Below are 14,113 nucleotides of genomic sequence, written 5' to 3' on the forward strand. Positions count from 1 at the left end.
CCAGGAGTCGGTCAGGAAGGGACAATGTGTGAGAGATCACCGAACGGGTGGAGCGGATGGAACGGACTGAGACGGCAGGTACCGAGGGCGACGCCGAGGACCGGGACGCCGCCGAGCAGCATGCCCGCACCGGTGCCGCGACGAACCGCGCGATGACCACGTTCAGCCTCGCGGACGAGGAGAAGCGGCGCGGGGTGCGGCAGATGAAGCTCATGGCGACGGGCCTGCTGCTGTTCGTCGCCCTCGTGTACGTCCTCGCCGAGTGGGCCTCCCACCAGGGCGCCGGCGCCTGGGCGGGATACGTGGCCGCGGCGGCGGAGGCGGGCATGGTGGGCGCGCTGGCCGACTGGTTCGCCGTCACGGCGCTGTTCCGGCACCCGCTGGGCCTGCCCATCCCGCACACGGCGATCATCCCCACCAAGAAGGACCAGCTCGGCACGGCCCTCGGTGACTTCGTCGGGGAGAACTTCCTCTCCGAGGACGTCGTCCGCAGACGGCTCCGGGCCGTCGGCATCGGCAGCCGGCTCGGCGCCTGGCTGGCCGTCCCCGAGCACGCGGACCGGGTCACCGCCGAGGTGTCGGCGGCCCTGCGCGGCGCGCTGACCGTGCTGCGCGACTCCGACGTCCAGGCGGTCGTCGGGGAGGCCATCACCCGCCGGGCCAACACCCAGGAGATCGCGCCCGGCATGGGCAAGATGCTGGAGCGGATCGTCGCCGACGGCGGCCACAAACGCGCGGTGGACGTGGTGGTCTCCCGCGCCCACGACTGGCTGATCCTGCACAGCGACACCGTGATGGACGCGGTGCACGGCGGCGCCCCCGGCTGGACGCCCAAGTTCGTGGACCGCAAGGTCGGCGAGCGCGTCTACAAGGAGCTGCTGCGCTTCGTCACGGAGATGCGGGACATGCCGAGCCACCCCGCGCGCGGCGCCCTGGACCGCTTCCTCACGGACTTCGCGACCGACCTCCAGTCCGACACGGACACCCGCGCCCGCGTGGAGCGCCTCAAGGGCGACATCCTCGGCCGCAGCGAGGTGCAGGACCTGATCGCGTCCGCCTGGACGGCCGTACGGGGCATGATCGTCTCGGCGGCGGAGGACGAGCGCAGCGAGCTGCGGCTGCGCCTGCGCGCGTCGCTGCTGTCGCTGGGCGCCCGCATGTCCCTCGACCCGAAGCTCCAGGGCAAGGTCGACGCCTGGCTGGAGAGCGCCGCGGTGTACGTGGTGACGACCTACCGCAAGGAGATCACGTCCCTGATCACGGACACGGTGGCGAGCTGGGACGCGGAGCACACGACGAAGAAGATCGAGGCCAACATCGGCCGCGACCTGCAGTTCATCCGCATCAACGGCACGGTGGTCGGCTCGCTGGCGGGCCTGCTGATCTACACGGTGTCGCGGGCGCTGGGGGCGTAGGGGCACGTACGGGCGTACCGGCCGCGAACCGGCCGGGCGTGAAACCGGCGGGCGCGGGGCACACGAGGTTCACTTCGTCGAGGAGGGAGCCCATGGCCACCGCGCAGTCCGGGACCGGACGCACCGTCACCACCAGAATCCCCGCCCGCCTGGACCGCCTGCCGTGGTCGCGGTGGCACTGGTCCGTCGTCATCGGCCTCGGCACCGTATGGATCCTCGACGGGATGGAAGTCACCGTCGTCGGCAACATCGCGGCCCGCCTGTCCGAGCCCGGCAGCGGACTGCCCATCACCTCCGGCGAGGTCACCGGCATCTCCGCCGCCCTCTACGTCACGGGCGCCTGCCTGGGCGCCCTCTTCTGGGGGCGGCTCACCGACATCTACGGCCGCAAGAAGCTGTTCCTGATCACCCTGGCCGTCTACCTGGGCGCGACGGCGATGACCGCGCTGTCCTTCGACACCTGGTGGTTCTTCCTCTTCCGCTTCCTCACCGGCTTCGGCATCGGCGGCGAGTACGCGGCCATCAACTCCGCGATCGACGAGCTGATCCCGGCGCAGTACCGGGGCCGCGTGGACCTGCTGATCAACGGCAGCTACTGGCTCGGCGCGGTCGCCGGGGCGCTGCTGTCGATCGTCGCCCTGGACACCTCGATCTTCCCGGCCGACGTCGGCTGGCGCCTCACCTTCGCCCTGGGCGCGGTCCTCTCCCTGGCCATCCTGCTCGTACGGCGGCACGTCCCGGAGAGCCCGCGGTGGCTGCTGATCCACGGCCGGCACGAGGAGGCCGAGCGGATCGTCGCCGGTATCGAGAAGCGTGTCACGGCCGACGGGGGCAGGGAACTGCCGCCCGCCGAGGACGAGATGACGATCCACCAGCGCAGCCGTACCACGTTCACCGAGATCGCCCGCACCGTCTTCGCCCGCTACCGCAGGCGCTCCACGCTCGGCTTCGCCCTGTTCATCGGGCAGGCGTTCCTCTACAACGCGATCACCTTCGGCTTCGGCGCGATCCTCACCCAGTTCTTCGACGTGCCGTCCGGGCACACCGGCTACTACTTCGCCGTCATCGCGGCCGGCAACTTCCTCGGGCCGCTGCTGCTGGGCAAGCTGTTCGACACGGTCGGCCGCCGGATCATGATCTCCGGTACGTACGTCCTGTCGGGCGCGCTGCTGTTCGGCACGGCCTGGCTGTTCGACCGGGGCTCGCTCACCGCGGCGACGATGACGGCGTGCTGGTGCGTGGTGCTGTTCTTCGCCTCGGCCGGCGCGTCCAGCGCCTACCTGACGGTCTCCGAGATCTTCCCGATGGAGACCCGGGCCATGTCCATCGCCTTCTTCTACGCGATCGGCACCGCCGCGGGCGGCATCAGCGGCCCGCTGCTGTTCGCCGAGCTGACCAACACGGGCAAGGTCGGTGACACGGTGCTCGCGTTCCAGATCGGCGCGGGGCTGATGGTCGCGGCGGGCGTCGTCGCGGCGCTTCTCGCGGTGAACGCGGAGCGGCGGTCGCTGGAGGACATCGCGACGCCGCTGTCGGCGGCCGAACCGAAGCCGGCGGCGGCCCGCCCCTGAGTCCCCGAGGGACGGGCGCCTGCGACGGGGGCGGTGGGGCCGCGGGGATGGTGTCAGCCCCGCCGGTCGGCCACCGCCCACGACGCGAGGGCGACCGCGCCGGCCACCGAGAACACGGCCGGCCAGGCGCCGACCTTCTTCGCCAGCGGGTGCGACCCGGCGAAGGCGGCCACGTACGCCGCCGACAGCACACCGGCCGCCGTGCCGCCGGCCCGCTCGCGCCACTGCTGGGCGGCGGCGACCCCGGCGGCGGCGAGCACGACCCCGCCGAGCTGCCGCTTACGGGTCCAGCGGGCCACGCCGTACCCGCCGACGAGCCCGCTCGCGGCCACGACCGAACTGGGAACCTTCGCCATGCCTGCTGCCTCCTGCCACTGCGCCCCACGCGGGGGCGCGGGAAACCACGGATCTCCGAGGCTAACGCGCCCGGTGCCGCCCCCTTCCACCAGCCCCGGAAGGACCGCGGAAAAAAGCTGAGCCTCGGGTTGTCAACTTTCCAGCCGATGGGCTATATAAGGAAGTGATCCGTAGGGCATCGCACAGACGACTTTCATGGAGAGGAGTGGACTGTGATGCTCATGCGTACCGACCCGTTCCGTGAGTTCGACCGTCTCGCGCAGCAGGTCTTCGGCCCGGGCACCAGCACCTCGGCGATGCCGATGGACGCGTACCGGGCGGGGGACGACTACATCGTCCACTTCGACATCCCCGGCATCGACCCGGAGTCCATCGAGATCGACGTCGACCGCAACGTCCTGAACGTCCGCGCCGAGCGCCGTTCGCCGGTCCCCGAGGACGCGGACGTGGTGGTCGCCGAGCGTCCGACCGGCAACTTCAGCCGCCAGCTGTTCCTCGGCGACACCCTGGACACCGAGCGCATCGACGCCCAGTACGACGCGGGTGTCCTGACCCTGCGCATCCCGGTGGCCGAGTCGGCGAAGCCGCGCCGTATCCAGATCACGGGCGGCGACCGCAAGCAGATCGCCGGCTGATCACACCAGCCCCTTCCGTGCGTCCCGCGGGCGTTTCCGGTCCGCGGGGCGCAGCTACGCGCCGGACGCCCGGGGGCGGGCGCCGGCGCGAACGGGCCGGGGTCGGTGGGGTCGCCGGGTCGCCCGACCCCGGGGACGGGGCCGCCGGCCCGCCCGGCCCGACGGCCCGACCCGCCACCGGACCCGCTCGGTCCGACCGGCCACCGGCCCGCGCCGGCCCGACCCGCCGCCGGACCGCGCCCGGTCCGACCGGCCCGCCTGGTCCGACCGGCCCGCCTGGTCCGACCGGCCCGACCGGCCCGCCCGGCCCGACCGTCCAGGCCGGCCGGCCACGAAGAACCGAATACCGGAGAAGGAGAGGAGCTTCGGATGACCACGCTGACGCCGCAGAAGCCCGCGATCCCGCAGACGGGAGGCATCTCGCAGCCGGAAGCCGTCCCGCAGCCGGAAGTCGTCCCGCAGTCGGTAGGCGCCACCGCCCCGGCGGCCGGGCCGCGCCCGGCGCAGGATCCCGCCTGGCGTGAACTCGTCGACGCCGTGCGGGAGGCCGGGCAGTACCGGACGTGGTCGGAGGCGGAGAGCGTCACCCGGATCGTCCTGTCCGCCCTGGGCGGCCACGTCGTCGGGGACGAGCGCGTCGATCTGGCCCGCGCCCTGCCCGAGGAGGCCGCGCGGGTGGTCGCCTCGCAGATCCCGGCGACGCGCCAGCTGACGGCGTCCGAGTTCGTCGACTCGGTGGCGGCCCGTATCGAGGGCGCGACCCCGGCGACGGCCCGCTGGGACGTCAGCTCCGTGCTCAGCGTCCTGCCGCCGCTGGTCGGTGACGAACTGGTGACGCGCATCCTCGACCAGCTCCCACCCGGCTACGCGCTCCTCTTCGGCCGGGCGGAGCTGACACCGGCGGCGTGACGACCACGCCGTAGCTCCCCTTCCTCACCGGCGAGCGCCCCCGTGCCCGACACGGCGCGGGGGCGCTCGCCGCGTTGCCCCGGGCAGGGGGGCGTACGGCCGTACGCTCGGGACGGCATGAAGCGTACGATCGTACGCATGACGACGGACTACTTCGCGGGCGATCCGCGCACGAACCTGGAGCGGATGCTCGCCGGCGACCTGTACATCGCGGACGACCCGGAGATCGGCCGCAGACAGCAGCGCGCGATGCGGCTCGCGGCCCGCTACCAGGCCACCTTCGTGGAGGAGCGGGACCAGGCGAAGGCGGTTCTGGCGGAACTCCTCGGCTCGGTCGGCGAGGACGTCGAGATCCGCCCGCCGCTCTACGTCGACTACGGCAGCAACATCACCGTCGGGGCCCGCACGTTCGTCAACTACCACCTCACCGCGCTGGACGTCGCCGCGATCACCATCGGCGAGGACTGCCAGATCGGCCCGAACGTCCAACTCCTCACGCCCACCCACCCAGTGGAGCCGCAGCCGCGCCGCGACAAGCTGGAGGCGGCGCGGCCGATCACCATCGGGGACAACGTGTGGATCGGCGGCGGCGCGATCGTCTGCCCAGGGGTCACCATCGGCGACAACGCGGTCATCGGCGCGGGCGCGGTGGTCACGAAGGACGTCCCGGCGAACGTGGTGGCGGTCGGCAACCCGGCCCGCCCGGTCCGCACCATCTGAGCGCGCCGTATGGCCACCGGACAGACCGACCCCCGCCGCCGTGAACGGATCCTCGCGGCGGCTCTCGACCTGATCGCCGAGGAGGGCGTCGCCGGCGTCTCCCACCGCAAGATCGCCGCGCGGGCCGGGGTGCCGCTCGGCTCGATGACGTACCACTTCACCGGCATCGACGAGCTGCTGCTGGAGGCGTTCACGGAGTACGCCGACCACGTGGTCGCCGTCTTCGAACAGCACCTCGCGGGCGCCGCGACCCCGGCGGAGGCGTGCGAGGCTGTCACCGACCTCGTCCACACCCTCTCGGAGGGCCCGCGCCGCGACCTGATCCTGGTCCAGGAGCTGTACACCCTCGCCGCGCGCCGGGAGCCGTACCGCGCGCTGTGCGTCCGCTGGATGCGCCGCAGCCGCGCCCTGCTGGAAACCCACTTCTCCCCGGACACGGCCCGCCGGCTGGACGCCCTGATCGAGGGCCTCACCCTCCACCGAGCCCTGGACGACGATCCGCCGGACCGGTCGCTGACACGGGAGGCGGTGGGGAGGATCTCGGGGGAGGACTGAGGCGGGTGCCCGCTGCTCTCTCTCAGCACTCTTTCGTGCGAGTCCTTTCCGGATTCCGGCATGTCGGAAGCCGATCACGCCGCCGTACCGTGCGGGCATGTCCAGTTCCGGCACTGGCCGGGGCGGACCCATGGCGGAAGGGGGAGCGATGTTCGATGTGGCTTGGGGGGTTGGTGCGACAGCCTTCGGCTGGATCGTCGCGACGGACTTCCGTCAAGCCGCCCAGCGCTTCCACGCGTTGTCCCACACCGTCGTCCCGTTCGGCGGTGGCGGAGCGCCGGTGGCGGGCGTCGGCTTCCTCCGCTTCGTGGCAGGGGTGTTCGCCCTGGTCGGTCCGGTTATTCTGGTCACCGGGGTCATGGACGTCTGGCGCGGCGAGGCGGAGGCGTACGGGCTGCCTCCCATCCCCGCCTGGTTCGCCGTGGCGGAAGCCGTGGTCGTCGCAGCCTTCCTCTGGTGGATGTGGCGGCGTTCCGGTGTGCTGCGTCGTGAGTGGATTGCCGGCGGCGTCCTGCGACGTGCCGCCATTGCGGGTCTCAGCGCGTCGCTTGTCGCCTTCACCGTCTGCTTCGGCTTCGGTCGGGGTGGGTGGGTACTCCTCAGTTGGCTGGCCGGTGGCTTGTGCGGCCTGACGCTGTTGATCGGCGATCGCACCGGCGAGGAGGCGGACACCGAAGCGGTCTCCTGAGCAGTTTCGCCGAGGTCGGTGACTTGTTGATCCAAGTGTGCCGTTGCCCGACGCTCAACTGGCCGTTGCCCTGTCGGCCTCCGCGCGGGCCACCTCGGCGTCGTACTGGTCGGCGTCGAAATGCAGATCCAGCAACCGGGTCGGCGCTGTCGCGGGAAGCTCCCAGTCCGACCACTGCACGATGCCCCCGCAGCGCTGCACGACCACGGTCAGGAACCCGCAGCAGCCGCCGGTGCACTCCGGTTCGCCCAGCTCCAGCCGGCGCGCCTCCCCAGTCGCCCGCAGCGGGCTGGGTCGGCCGGCCGTCTTGGTCGTGGCCGTCGCGCTGGGCGTGGGGAGCCTCGTCGAGCGGTCGGCGGTGCTCTTCCACACGATCAAACTGCTCGGCGCCGCGTACCTGATCGTCCTCGGTGTGAGGGCGGTCAGGCGAGTTGGCGGGGCCGGGACGTGGCCGGGCGGCCGGCGGACGGCAAGGGCGATGACGGGACGGCCGGTTCGGTACGGGCGGGCTTCTGGGGCGGGGTGACGAACCCGAAGAGCGTCGTCTTCCTCACCGCCGTACTGCCCCAGTTCGTCGACCGCGAGGCCGGCCACGCGACGGCGCAGATGCTCGTACTCGGTCTGGCCGGCGCCCTCTTGCAGCTGCTGTCGGACGGGATCTGGGGTCTGGGCGCCGCCACCGCGCGGGACTGGCTGGGCCGGTCGCCACGCAGGACGGCGGCGATCGGCGGCACCGGCGGCCTGGCCATGATCGGCCTCGGCGCGTCGGTGGCGTTCACCGGCCGCGCCGAGTGAGGGAGGCACCATTCGGGGCGGGCCCGGAGGCCGTGCCCGCCCCGGACCCCTCAGAGCTGCCGGTAGTAGACAGCCGTAGGAAGCGCCGTGCACCCGAGGCGCTCGTAGAGTCCGCGGGCGGGTGCGTGGAAGGGGTCGCCGCCGGTGCCGATCTCGACCACCACCGCGCCGAGGCTCCGCATGTGCGCGAAGGCGTTCTCGCAGAGGGCGGTGCCGAGGTGGCCGCGGCGGTGGCGTGCCGAGACGGCGAGGTGGCTGACCCTGCCGTTCCGGCGGCCGGGGTCGACGCTCCAGGCCACGTAACCGGCGAGGCCGTCGTCGGCCTCGGCGACCGCGACGTACAGGTGCCGCTCGGGGGCGTGGAGTTGAGGTATCTCGCGACGGTAGTCGTCACGCCAGTCGCCGTGCTGGTTGGCGAAGACGGCCTCGCCGACGAGGGTACGGAAGGAGTCCTCGTAGAACGGCCGGAACGTCTCGATGGTCAGGTCGGTCACGGCCGTGAGGTCCTGCGGGGTGAACGCGCGGATGCGCATGGGAGTGTGCCTTTCGGGCTGAGGGCTGGACGCCCGGGTGGGAAGGGGGCATCGGTCGGCCCGCTCCCGGCCGTGACGCGGCGATGGTGAGCGGGGCCCTCAGTGACGCGTACGAAAGGCGGCGAAGCACTCCATGGCGCCCAGGGTAGTCCTGGGGACCGCCCGGGGCACCCGGCTTTCGACGTGCGGGAACCGGTGCGCGTACGGCCCCCTTAATCGTTTGCGGCTAATCGTTTGCGGCCGGCCGGCGCGCGGGGATAGGAAGGCCGCATGCTGAAGGGAACCAGGGTCGGCCTGCGGGCGCGGCACGAGGACGACATACCGGTGCTGCGGGCCGAGCTCTACAACGACGTGATCAACGCCGCGCGTGCCGAGGGCGGCCCGTGGCGCCCCGTCACGGCGAACAGCCCGCAGCTCGCCTTCGACGACCCACCGGAGAACCTGGCGTCCTTCTCCGTGATGGAGCTGGAGGGTGGCACCCTCATCGGCACGGCGAACCTGTGGGGCATCGACACCCACAACCGCAACGCCCACATCGGCATCGGCCTGCTCCCCGCCGCCCGCGGCAAGGGCTACGGCACGGACGTCGTCGCGACCCTCTGCTACTACGGCTTCGCCGTGCGCGGCCTGCAACGCCTCCAGATCGAGACCCTCTCCGACAACGAGGGCATGATCCGCGCGGCGGAACGCAACGGCTTCGTACGGGAGGGGGTGCTGCGGTCGTCGGCTTGGGTGTTGGGGGAGTTCATGGACGAGGTGGTGTTGGGGCTGTTGGCGGGGGAGTGGAAGGGGCGTGGGGTGGCCTAGTCGGTCGCCTCGTCTGTACTGCTTCTTACGCGCTCGGGCCGCCCCGCCTCAAGGAGCGCACGAAAGCGCTCCACGGCTCAGCGCCCACACGAACTATCGGCCCGTCAGCCCACTTTGAGTCGCGTATCAGCGTGCCAGCCTCATTGCGGGCGCATTGGACGCACTCCGTGCCACTGCCGCCGCTGTAGGACGAGGTGATCCAGGTGAGCTGGGACGGGGCAGTCATCAGGTCTCCTTGCTGATCCGGTCGATGAGATCGGTGGAGGACTCGAAGTCGAGCGCCTGGGCGCTGAGGTACTCGAACGCCAACTTATAACGCTCGAGTTCCTCGGGCTTCTCCATAAAGAGCCCACCGCCCAGGAGATCCACGTACACCACGTCGAGTTCGGGTGCCTGACCGCGCAGTACCGCGAAGCTTCCGACCGCCGCGGCGTGCGCGCCTCGGTCGAACGGCAGCACCTGCACGGTGATGCGCGACCGCTCAGTCATGGTGAGTAGGTGCTTCAACTGCTCGCGCATCACGTCTCGGCCGCCCACTCGTCGCCGTAGCGCGGCTTCATCGATCACCGCCCAAAGGTGCGGAGGGTCTTGGCGCTCCAGCAACTCCTGGCGCTTCATGCGAATGTCGACCATGTGCTGCACTTCACGTTCCTCGCACCGCACTTCGGAAGCCCGGTGCACGGCCTCGGCGTACGCGCGTGTCTGGAGCAGACCCGGAACGTACATGCAGGCGTAGTGGTCCTCGCGTACCACCTCATCCTCGAGGGTCAGCATGAGGTTCATGGACTCGGGGATCGGGTCGGCGAGGGAACGCCACCAGCCCTGAATGCGTGCGCCCTTGGCCAGTTCAACCAGGGCCAGACGCTCCTCGTCGGTAGCTCCGTACTCCCGACACAGCGCGTCCACGGCCGGCCACTTGACCACGCCTTCCTTGGTCTCGTAGCGGCTCAGGGTCGCCTTCGAGATGCCCACGCGTGCTCCCGCTTCCTCCAGCGTTAGGCCCGCGAGTTCGCGGAGTCGGCGGAGGTCGGCGCCCAACTGGCGTCGTCGGGTAGTGGGTCCAACTGCCATGGCACAAGCCCTTCGTGCGAGTCGATCGATAGTTGCCTCCCTGCGCTCATCACGGCAAGGCGGTGTGCGCTGGGGGCGCGTACGGCACCTCGCGCTCCACCAAGCACCTGGTGAGAGTTTCATTTTGAGAGTTTCAGTGCAACTCTCAGTATGTGACCGCGTTCAAGGCGTCACTATCGTGGCCTACTTAGGAGGAGAAGCGTGGAGGAAGCAGCTCACATCCCCCTCTGGCGGGTTCAGTTCCTCGCCGAGCCCGAGGAGGTCTCGGCGCTGCGAGCGGACGTACGGGCTCGACTCCAAGACTGGGGCGTGCAAGACGTCGTTGACGCGGCTCAGCTATGCGTGAGTGAGCTTGTGTCCAACGTGATTACTCACGTGGGTCAGGGCACCCCAGCCAGCCTCGCCCTCTCGCTCCGCAGCGCTCGCCTGCGCATCGAGGTGCGGGACCCAGACGCCCGCGTGCTGCCCACGCTCGTGGAGACCACCGAGGACGCCGAGAACGGACGAGGCATGGCCCTGGTCGACGCCTTGTCGGACCGCTGGGGCGTCGACCTGCACCGAGACGGCAAGGTCACGTGGTGCGAGATCGTCGCTGCCCCGGTCACTCCGCAGGGCGGCGGCGTAGGAAGCAGCCGTGTGGCGAGAGCCGAGAAGATGCTCAGCTCCTACAGCGATGGGCGGCTGGCCAGCGGACCGCGTCACAGCCGGATTGGCGCTCTGGCGACGGAGGCGGCGGCCATCGACCTCATCTCCGACCTCTTGCACTGGCTGAGGGCGCACGGCCATGACGCCGATGACGTATTGGACCGCGCCCAGACGCACTTCGAAGCCGAGCTGGGCGCAGCCCCTGGTTCGAGCTAATGCTCAGCCTGCCGCCACGGCTTGGGCGTACGACAGCACGTCCGCCGGGAGAGCGTGCTCCAGCTTCCAGGTGATGGCCATGGGCCTGCTGCCCTCGTGCCGCTCGTACTCAGCCCGGCCCAGCAGCATCCACGGCTGCGGGCCTCCTATGTCGGTGCTCTTGTAGCGGCGGACGAAGAGCAGCACCTGACTGCCCTGGCTGGCGTGACGCTGGTACCGCAGGCCGGTCGGGGACGACTCCGAGGTCCGGTTTTGGGACTCCCAGTGGAAGCGCCTGTCGCTCAACGCGAAGTCGCGGTAGCGGGTCTGCGGGGAGAAGTCCTTCTCGTCCTTCTCCAGCGTGACGAAGAGCGCATCCGTGGCGATGGGTTCGCACCACAGCACCCCTTCGCGGAAGTCCCCAGGCATCTGGCCTCCAATCTCGGCTTGGCCAAGAGCAGGGAGGATCTCTTCGCGGCTGTAGGAGGCGTGTACCGTCAGAGGGATGGGGTGGTCGCGAGCGACTCCAAGCAGCGGGATCGGGACGTGCTCGGTGTGGGCGAGATTGTGGGCCAGCACTTGGCGCAGCTCACTGCGGAACGCTCGCTGCTTGCGCAGGACCGCGAAGCCGGCGTCATAGCTCGCGAACCCCTTGCGGGTCACCCCACCCAGCGGCCAGAGCTGGAAAAAGAGCATGCGGGCGTAGGCCTGGGTCTGCTCATCGAGGTCGCGGTACGCGGGCGCATCGTCTTCCAGGAGACGCGTGTACGCCTGCACGCGGAGCGGATCGTCGACGTGAAGGAAGGCGGGCACCCGCCTGAGCAGCGCAGCCTCCCCCTCGGGTGCCTCCTCAGCCAACAAGCCCGACCGGCGGAGAAGCCCAGTCCAGGAGTTCCCCGTGCCTCGATACACCTCCTTGATGTCCCGGCCGCTCTCCTCCAGGTACCGGCCGAGAAGCGGCTCGCGGTAGTCCGCCACTTCACGTGCCAGCGTTTTCACATTGACGTTGAGCTGTTCCTTGATGTTGGCGATGATGGTGCGCTTCGCCTTTTCCTCGAGCATGATTTCGCAGCCAGAGGGGAGCTTCGGGAAGTCACGCTCGATGTGATGCAGGAGTCGCTTCCGCGTGAAGTTGGTCAGAGCGCGGAACTGGTTCTCGAAGCGGAATTCTCGACGGTGCTGACCGATGAAGTCCAAGACTGTCAGTACGGCCTTGTTGTGGGAACGGCGCAATCCTCGGCCCAACTGTTGCAGGAAGACGGTCGAGCTTGACGTGGGCCGGAGGAGTAGCAGTGTGTCGACGTCCGGGATGTCGACACCTTCGTTGAACAAGTCGACGGAGAAGACCACCTGCAGTGCCCCGGACCTCAGGTCGGCCAGTGCTTGCCGTCGCTGCTCGGGCGGAGTTTCTCCAGAGACCGCAACGGCCTGGAAGCCTGCCGTGCGGAAGGACTCGGCCATGAAGTGCGCATGGGCGACGGAGACGCAGAACCCCAAGGCGCGCATGCGGCTCGGATCGGAGACCTTGTCTTCGACCGCCTTCACGACGAGGGCTGCGCGTGTCTTGTTCCCTGTCAGGACGTTGCTGAGCGAGCTCAAGTCGTACGACCCGCGCTTCCACTCCACTGAGCTGAGGTCGGTGGTGTCGCTGATCCCGAAGTAGTGGAAGGGACTCAAAAGCTTGTTGTCGAGAGCTTCCCAGAGGCGCATTTCTGCGGCGATACGCCCCTCAAAGAATTCGTCCTGGACGTTCTTCCCGTCCATGCGCTCCGGCGTGGCGGTGAGACCCAATAGCTCCTTGGGTCTGAAGTGATCGATGATCTTCCGGTAGGTCGGTGAAGTTCCGTGGTGGAACTCATCGATCACGATGACATCGAAATGGGTCGGGTCGAGACGGTCCAGGGTCTTTGGATTGAGCGACTGGACGCTCGCGAAGACGTGCGTCCAGCGCTCCGGGATCTCGCTGCTGTACAGCAGTTCCCCGAAATCTGCGTGCAGCAGGATCTCCTGGTAGGTGCGGAGGGACTGCTGCAAGATCTCCTTGCGGTGCGCCACGAAGAGGAGGCGCAGGTCGCGCTCATGCCTCTGGCGTAGTTGCTTGTAGTCCAACGCGGCCATGACCGTCTTGCCGGTGCCCGTCGCTGCGACCAAGAGGTTGCGGTGCACGTCGTGCACTTCGCGCTCCACATTGAGGCGTTCCAGCATGTCCCGCTGATAGGGGTACGGCCGTACTTCCAGTCCGGCTAGCGTGATGGCCTTCCCTGTCACCGGGGCACCGCCAGCCATAGCGAGTGCGTCACGCAGCCGAGAACCGTCGGCGTCAGGGTCGTAGGTCTCGAAAGACGGGTCGTTCCAGTACGACTCGAAGGTTGCCTCGAACTTCCTCATCACCTCGGGAGTGGCGACGGAGGACAAGCGCACGTTCCACTCCAGGCCGTCGAGCAGAGCGGCCTTCGAGAGGTTGGAGCTACCGACGTACGCGGTGTCGTAGCCGCTGTCTCGGCGGAAGAGCCATGCCTTGGCATGTAGGCGCGTGGAGCGCGTCTCGTAGTTGACCTTCACCTCGGCTTGGAAGTCGCGAACCAGTCGGTCCAAGGCTCGCCGTTCTGTGGCGCCGATGTACGTCGTGGTGAGGACGCGAATGGGTACGCCTCGCTCAGCGGCAGCCTGGAGTGATCGCTCGATCACACGAAGCCCATGCCACTTGACGAAAGCACAGAGCAGGTCGACGCGATCCGCTGTGGCGAGTTCAGCGCGCAGTTCAAAGCCGAGGCTTGGGTCCTCAGGTGCGTTGGTCAGAAGCGCGGCGTCGGAGAGCGGAATGCCGGGGCGCAGGGCGAACACCCCGGGCGCCTCTTGACGCGTGATCGCTAGCAGCTGCTGAGGGCCGTCAGCGATGAGGTCCACCCACTCCTGCGCGCCCTTCAGGGTGCTGATGGAGTCCAGGATGTGGTTGGCGGCGTGCACCCGCTCCTCCGCGGGGAGGTTCTGCAAGACACGGTGCACGGTGCGTGCGACATGCCGGGCGAGCACGTGCGGAACCGACTCGGCGCCCACGTCCTCCCGCAGTGGATACCAGCCAAGCTGGGAAAGCTCGCGTAGCTGTTGCTCAAAACGGAGCGTGATCAGTTGCTCGTAGAGGCCTGCGGCGGGGTGGGACAGATCCTCCAGCTCAGACACACACGCTCCTTTGATCACAGGTGGAGTAATTGTCAAG

General features: G+C 69.3%; 15 protein-coding genes and 1 pseudogene. 10 read left to right on the plus strand and 6 right to left on the minus strand.

The features are described from left to right. The first annotated feature begins 56 nt into the window (after nucleotides 1-56). Together ACQY0Z_RS11165 and ACQY0Z_RS11170 are read left to right on the plus strand one after the other, a co-directional pair. Nucleotides 57-1,415 (plus strand): DUF445 domain-containing protein, encoded by a 1,359-nt coding sequence (locus tag ACQY0Z_RS11165; protein ID WP_439812186.1) that lies wholly within the window; start codon nucleotides 57-59, stop codon nucleotides 1,413-1,415. A gap of 92 nt (nucleotides 1,416-1,507) precedes the next feature. Next, nucleotides 1,508-2,986: an MFS transporter gene (locus ACQY0Z_RS11170; RefSeq protein WP_381727072.1), complete on the plus strand. Its 1,479-nt coding sequence runs from the start codon at nucleotides 1,508-1,510 to the stop codon at nucleotides 2,984-2,986. A 53-nt stretch (nucleotides 2,987-3,039) separates the two neighbouring features. Here the strand turns inward: ACQY0Z_RS11170 and ACQY0Z_RS11175 are convergent, their stop codons facing one another. After that, nucleotides 3,040-3,342: a hypothetical protein gene (locus ACQY0Z_RS11175; protein ID WP_019525107.1), complete on the minus strand. Its 303-nt coding sequence runs from the start codon at nucleotides 3,340-3,342 to the stop codon at nucleotides 3,040-3,042. A gap of 216 nt (nucleotides 3,343-3,558) precedes the next feature. Here ACQY0Z_RS11175 and ACQY0Z_RS11180 point away from each other — a divergent pair, with 216 nt between their 5' ends. From ACQY0Z_RS11180 to ACQY0Z_RS11200, 5 genes are all read left to right on the plus strand, one after another. Then, on the plus strand, nucleotides 3,559-3,978 hold the full coding sequence (locus tag ACQY0Z_RS11180; protein WP_210633940.1) for an Hsp20/alpha crystallin family protein: 420 nt from the start codon (nucleotides 3,559-3,561) through the stop codon (nucleotides 3,976-3,978). Nucleotides 3,979-4,347: 369 nt separating this feature from the next. Next, nucleotides 4,348-4,887: a DUF2267 domain-containing protein gene (locus ACQY0Z_RS11185; protein WP_254588055.1), complete on the plus strand. Its 540-nt coding sequence runs from the start codon at nucleotides 4,348-4,350 to the stop codon at nucleotides 4,885-4,887. Nucleotides 4,888-5,025: 138 nt separating this feature from the next. Next, on the plus strand, nucleotides 5,026-5,607 hold the full coding sequence (locus tag ACQY0Z_RS11190) for a sugar O-acetyltransferase (protein ID WP_254588056.1): 582 nt from the start codon (nucleotides 5,026-5,028) through the stop codon (nucleotides 5,605-5,607). Between the two features lie 9 nt (nucleotides 5,608-5,616). Further along, the gene (locus tag ACQY0Z_RS11195; RefSeq protein ID WP_439812187.1) at nucleotides 5,617-6,162 is read left to right on the plus strand and encodes a TetR/AcrR family transcriptional regulator; all 546 of its coding nucleotides are present in this window, start codon (nucleotides 5,617-5,619) and stop codon (nucleotides 6,160-6,162) included. Between the two features lie 97 nt (nucleotides 6,163-6,259). After that, on the plus strand, nucleotides 6,260-6,850 hold the full coding sequence (locus ACQY0Z_RS11200; protein ID WP_381727076.1) for a hypothetical protein: 591 nt from the start codon (nucleotides 6,260-6,262) through the stop codon (nucleotides 6,848-6,850). A 54-nt stretch (nucleotides 6,851-6,904) separates the two neighbouring features. Here the strand turns inward: ACQY0Z_RS11200 and ACQY0Z_RS11205 are convergent, their stop codons facing one another. Next, nucleotides 6,905-7,222, minus strand: a complete 318-nt coding sequence (locus tag ACQY0Z_RS11205) for a hypothetical protein (protein WP_439812188.1) — start codon at nucleotides 7,220-7,222, stop codon at nucleotides 6,905-6,907. Between ACQY0Z_RS11205 and ACQY0Z_RS11210 the strand changes: the two are divergent. After that, nucleotides 7,158-7,645 (plus strand): annotated as a pseudogene (locus ACQY0Z_RS11210) (LysE family translocator); the annotation flags it as partial. The gene ACQY0Z_RS11205 and the pseudogene ACQY0Z_RS11210 overlap by 65 nt on opposite strands. Nucleotides 7,646-7,695: 50 nt before the next feature. Here ACQY0Z_RS11210 and ACQY0Z_RS11215 read toward each other — a convergent pair. After that, a complete protein-coding gene (locus tag ACQY0Z_RS11215) occupies nucleotides 7,696-8,178 on the minus strand; it encodes a GNAT family N-acetyltransferase (RefSeq protein WP_439812189.1) in 483 nt (160 codons plus the stop codon). A gap of 270 nt (nucleotides 8,179-8,448) precedes the next feature. Between ACQY0Z_RS11215 and ACQY0Z_RS11220 the strand changes: the two genes are divergently transcribed. After that, nucleotides 8,449-8,985, plus strand: coding sequence for a GNAT family N-acetyltransferase (locus tag ACQY0Z_RS11220; protein ID WP_439812190.1), 537 nt, complete (start codon nucleotides 8,449-8,451; stop codon nucleotides 8,983-8,985). A gap of 25 nt (nucleotides 8,986-9,010) precedes the next feature. Here the strand turns inward: ACQY0Z_RS11220 and ACQY0Z_RS11225 are convergent, their stop codons facing one another. Together ACQY0Z_RS11225 and ACQY0Z_RS11230 are read right to left on the minus strand one after the other, a co-directional pair. Continuing rightward, nucleotides 9,011-9,211, minus strand: coding sequence for a DUF397 domain-containing protein (locus tag ACQY0Z_RS11225; protein ID WP_347225421.1), 201 nt, complete (start codon nucleotides 9,209-9,211; stop codon nucleotides 9,011-9,013). Further along, the gene (locus tag ACQY0Z_RS11230) at nucleotides 9,211-10,056 is read right to left on the minus strand and encodes a helix-turn-helix domain-containing protein (protein WP_347225420.1); all 846 of its coding nucleotides are present in this window, start codon (nucleotides 10,054-10,056) and stop codon (nucleotides 9,211-9,213) included. The genes ACQY0Z_RS11225 and ACQY0Z_RS11230 overlap by 1 nt, the downstream gene beginning before the upstream one ends. Before the next feature lie 201 nt (nucleotides 10,057-10,257). Between ACQY0Z_RS11230 and ACQY0Z_RS11235 the strand changes: the two genes are divergently transcribed. Next, complete coding sequence (locus ACQY0Z_RS11235; RefSeq protein ID WP_381727084.1) at nucleotides 10,258-10,917, plus strand: ATP-binding protein; 660 nt, start codon at nucleotides 10,258-10,260, stop codon at nucleotides 10,915-10,917. Between the two features lie 3 nt (nucleotides 10,918-10,920). On the opposite strand, the gene ACQY0Z_RS11240 is transcribed toward ACQY0Z_RS11235, so the two are convergent. Next, on the minus strand, nucleotides 10,921-14,076 hold the full coding sequence (locus ACQY0Z_RS11240) for a DUF3427 domain-containing protein (RefSeq protein ID WP_347225418.1): 3,156 nt from the start codon (nucleotides 14,074-14,076) through the stop codon (nucleotides 10,921-10,923). Nucleotides 14,077-14,113: the final 37 nt, after the last annotated feature.

The organism is Streptomyces sp. P9-2 (assembly GCF_051903975.1).
Lineage (GTDB): Bacteria > Actinomycetota > Actinomycetes > Streptomycetales > Streptomycetaceae > Streptomyces > Streptomyces cellulosae.

What these genes read in the sequence shown, in the direction of transcription:
- ACQY0Z_RS11165 (WP_439812186.1), top strand. Translation starts at nt 57, where the DNA reads ATGGAACGGACTGAGACGGCAGGTACCGAGGGCGACGCCGAGGACCGG.
- ACQY0Z_RS11170 (WP_381727072.1), top strand. Translation starts at nt 1,508, where the DNA reads ATGGCCACCGCGCAGTCCGGGACCGGACGCACCGTCACCACCAGAATC.
- ACQY0Z_RS11175 (WP_019525107.1), bottom strand. Translation starts at nt 3,342, where the DNA reads ATGGCGAAGGTTCCCAGTTCGGTCGTGGCCGCGAGCGGGCTCGTCGGC.
- ACQY0Z_RS11180 (WP_210633940.1), top strand. Translation starts at nt 3,559, where the DNA reads ATGCTCATGCGTACCGACCCGTTCCGTGAGTTCGACCGTCTCGCGCAG.
- ACQY0Z_RS11185 (WP_254588055.1), top strand. Translation starts at nt 4,348, where the DNA reads ATGACCACGCTGACGCCGCAGAAGCCCGCGATCCCGCAGACGGGAGGC.
- ACQY0Z_RS11190 (WP_254588056.1), top strand. Translation starts at nt 5,026, where the DNA reads ATGACGACGGACTACTTCGCGGGCGATCCGCGCACGAACCTGGAGCGG.
- ACQY0Z_RS11195 (WP_439812187.1), top strand. Translation starts at nt 5,617, where the DNA reads ATGGCCACCGGACAGACCGACCCCCGCCGCCGTGAACGGATCCTCGCG.
- ACQY0Z_RS11200 (WP_381727076.1), top strand. Translation starts at nt 6,260, where the DNA reads ATGTCCAGTTCCGGCACTGGCCGGGGCGGACCCATGGCGGAAGGGGGA.
- ACQY0Z_RS11215 (WP_439812189.1), bottom strand. Translation starts at nt 8,178, where the DNA reads ATGCGCATCCGCGCGTTCACCCCGCAGGACCTCACGGCCGTGACCGAC.
- ACQY0Z_RS11220 (WP_439812190.1), top strand. Translation starts at nt 8,449, where the DNA reads ATGCTGAAGGGAACCAGGGTCGGCCTGCGGGCGCGGCACGAGGACGAC.
- ACQY0Z_RS11225 (WP_347225421.1), bottom strand. Translation starts at nt 9,211, where the DNA reads ATGACTGCCCCGTCCCAGCTCACCTGGATCACCTCGTCCTACAGCGGC.
- ACQY0Z_RS11230 (WP_347225420.1), bottom strand. Translation starts at nt 10,056, where the DNA reads ATGGCAGTTGGACCCACTACCCGACGACGCCAGTTGGGCGCCGACCTC.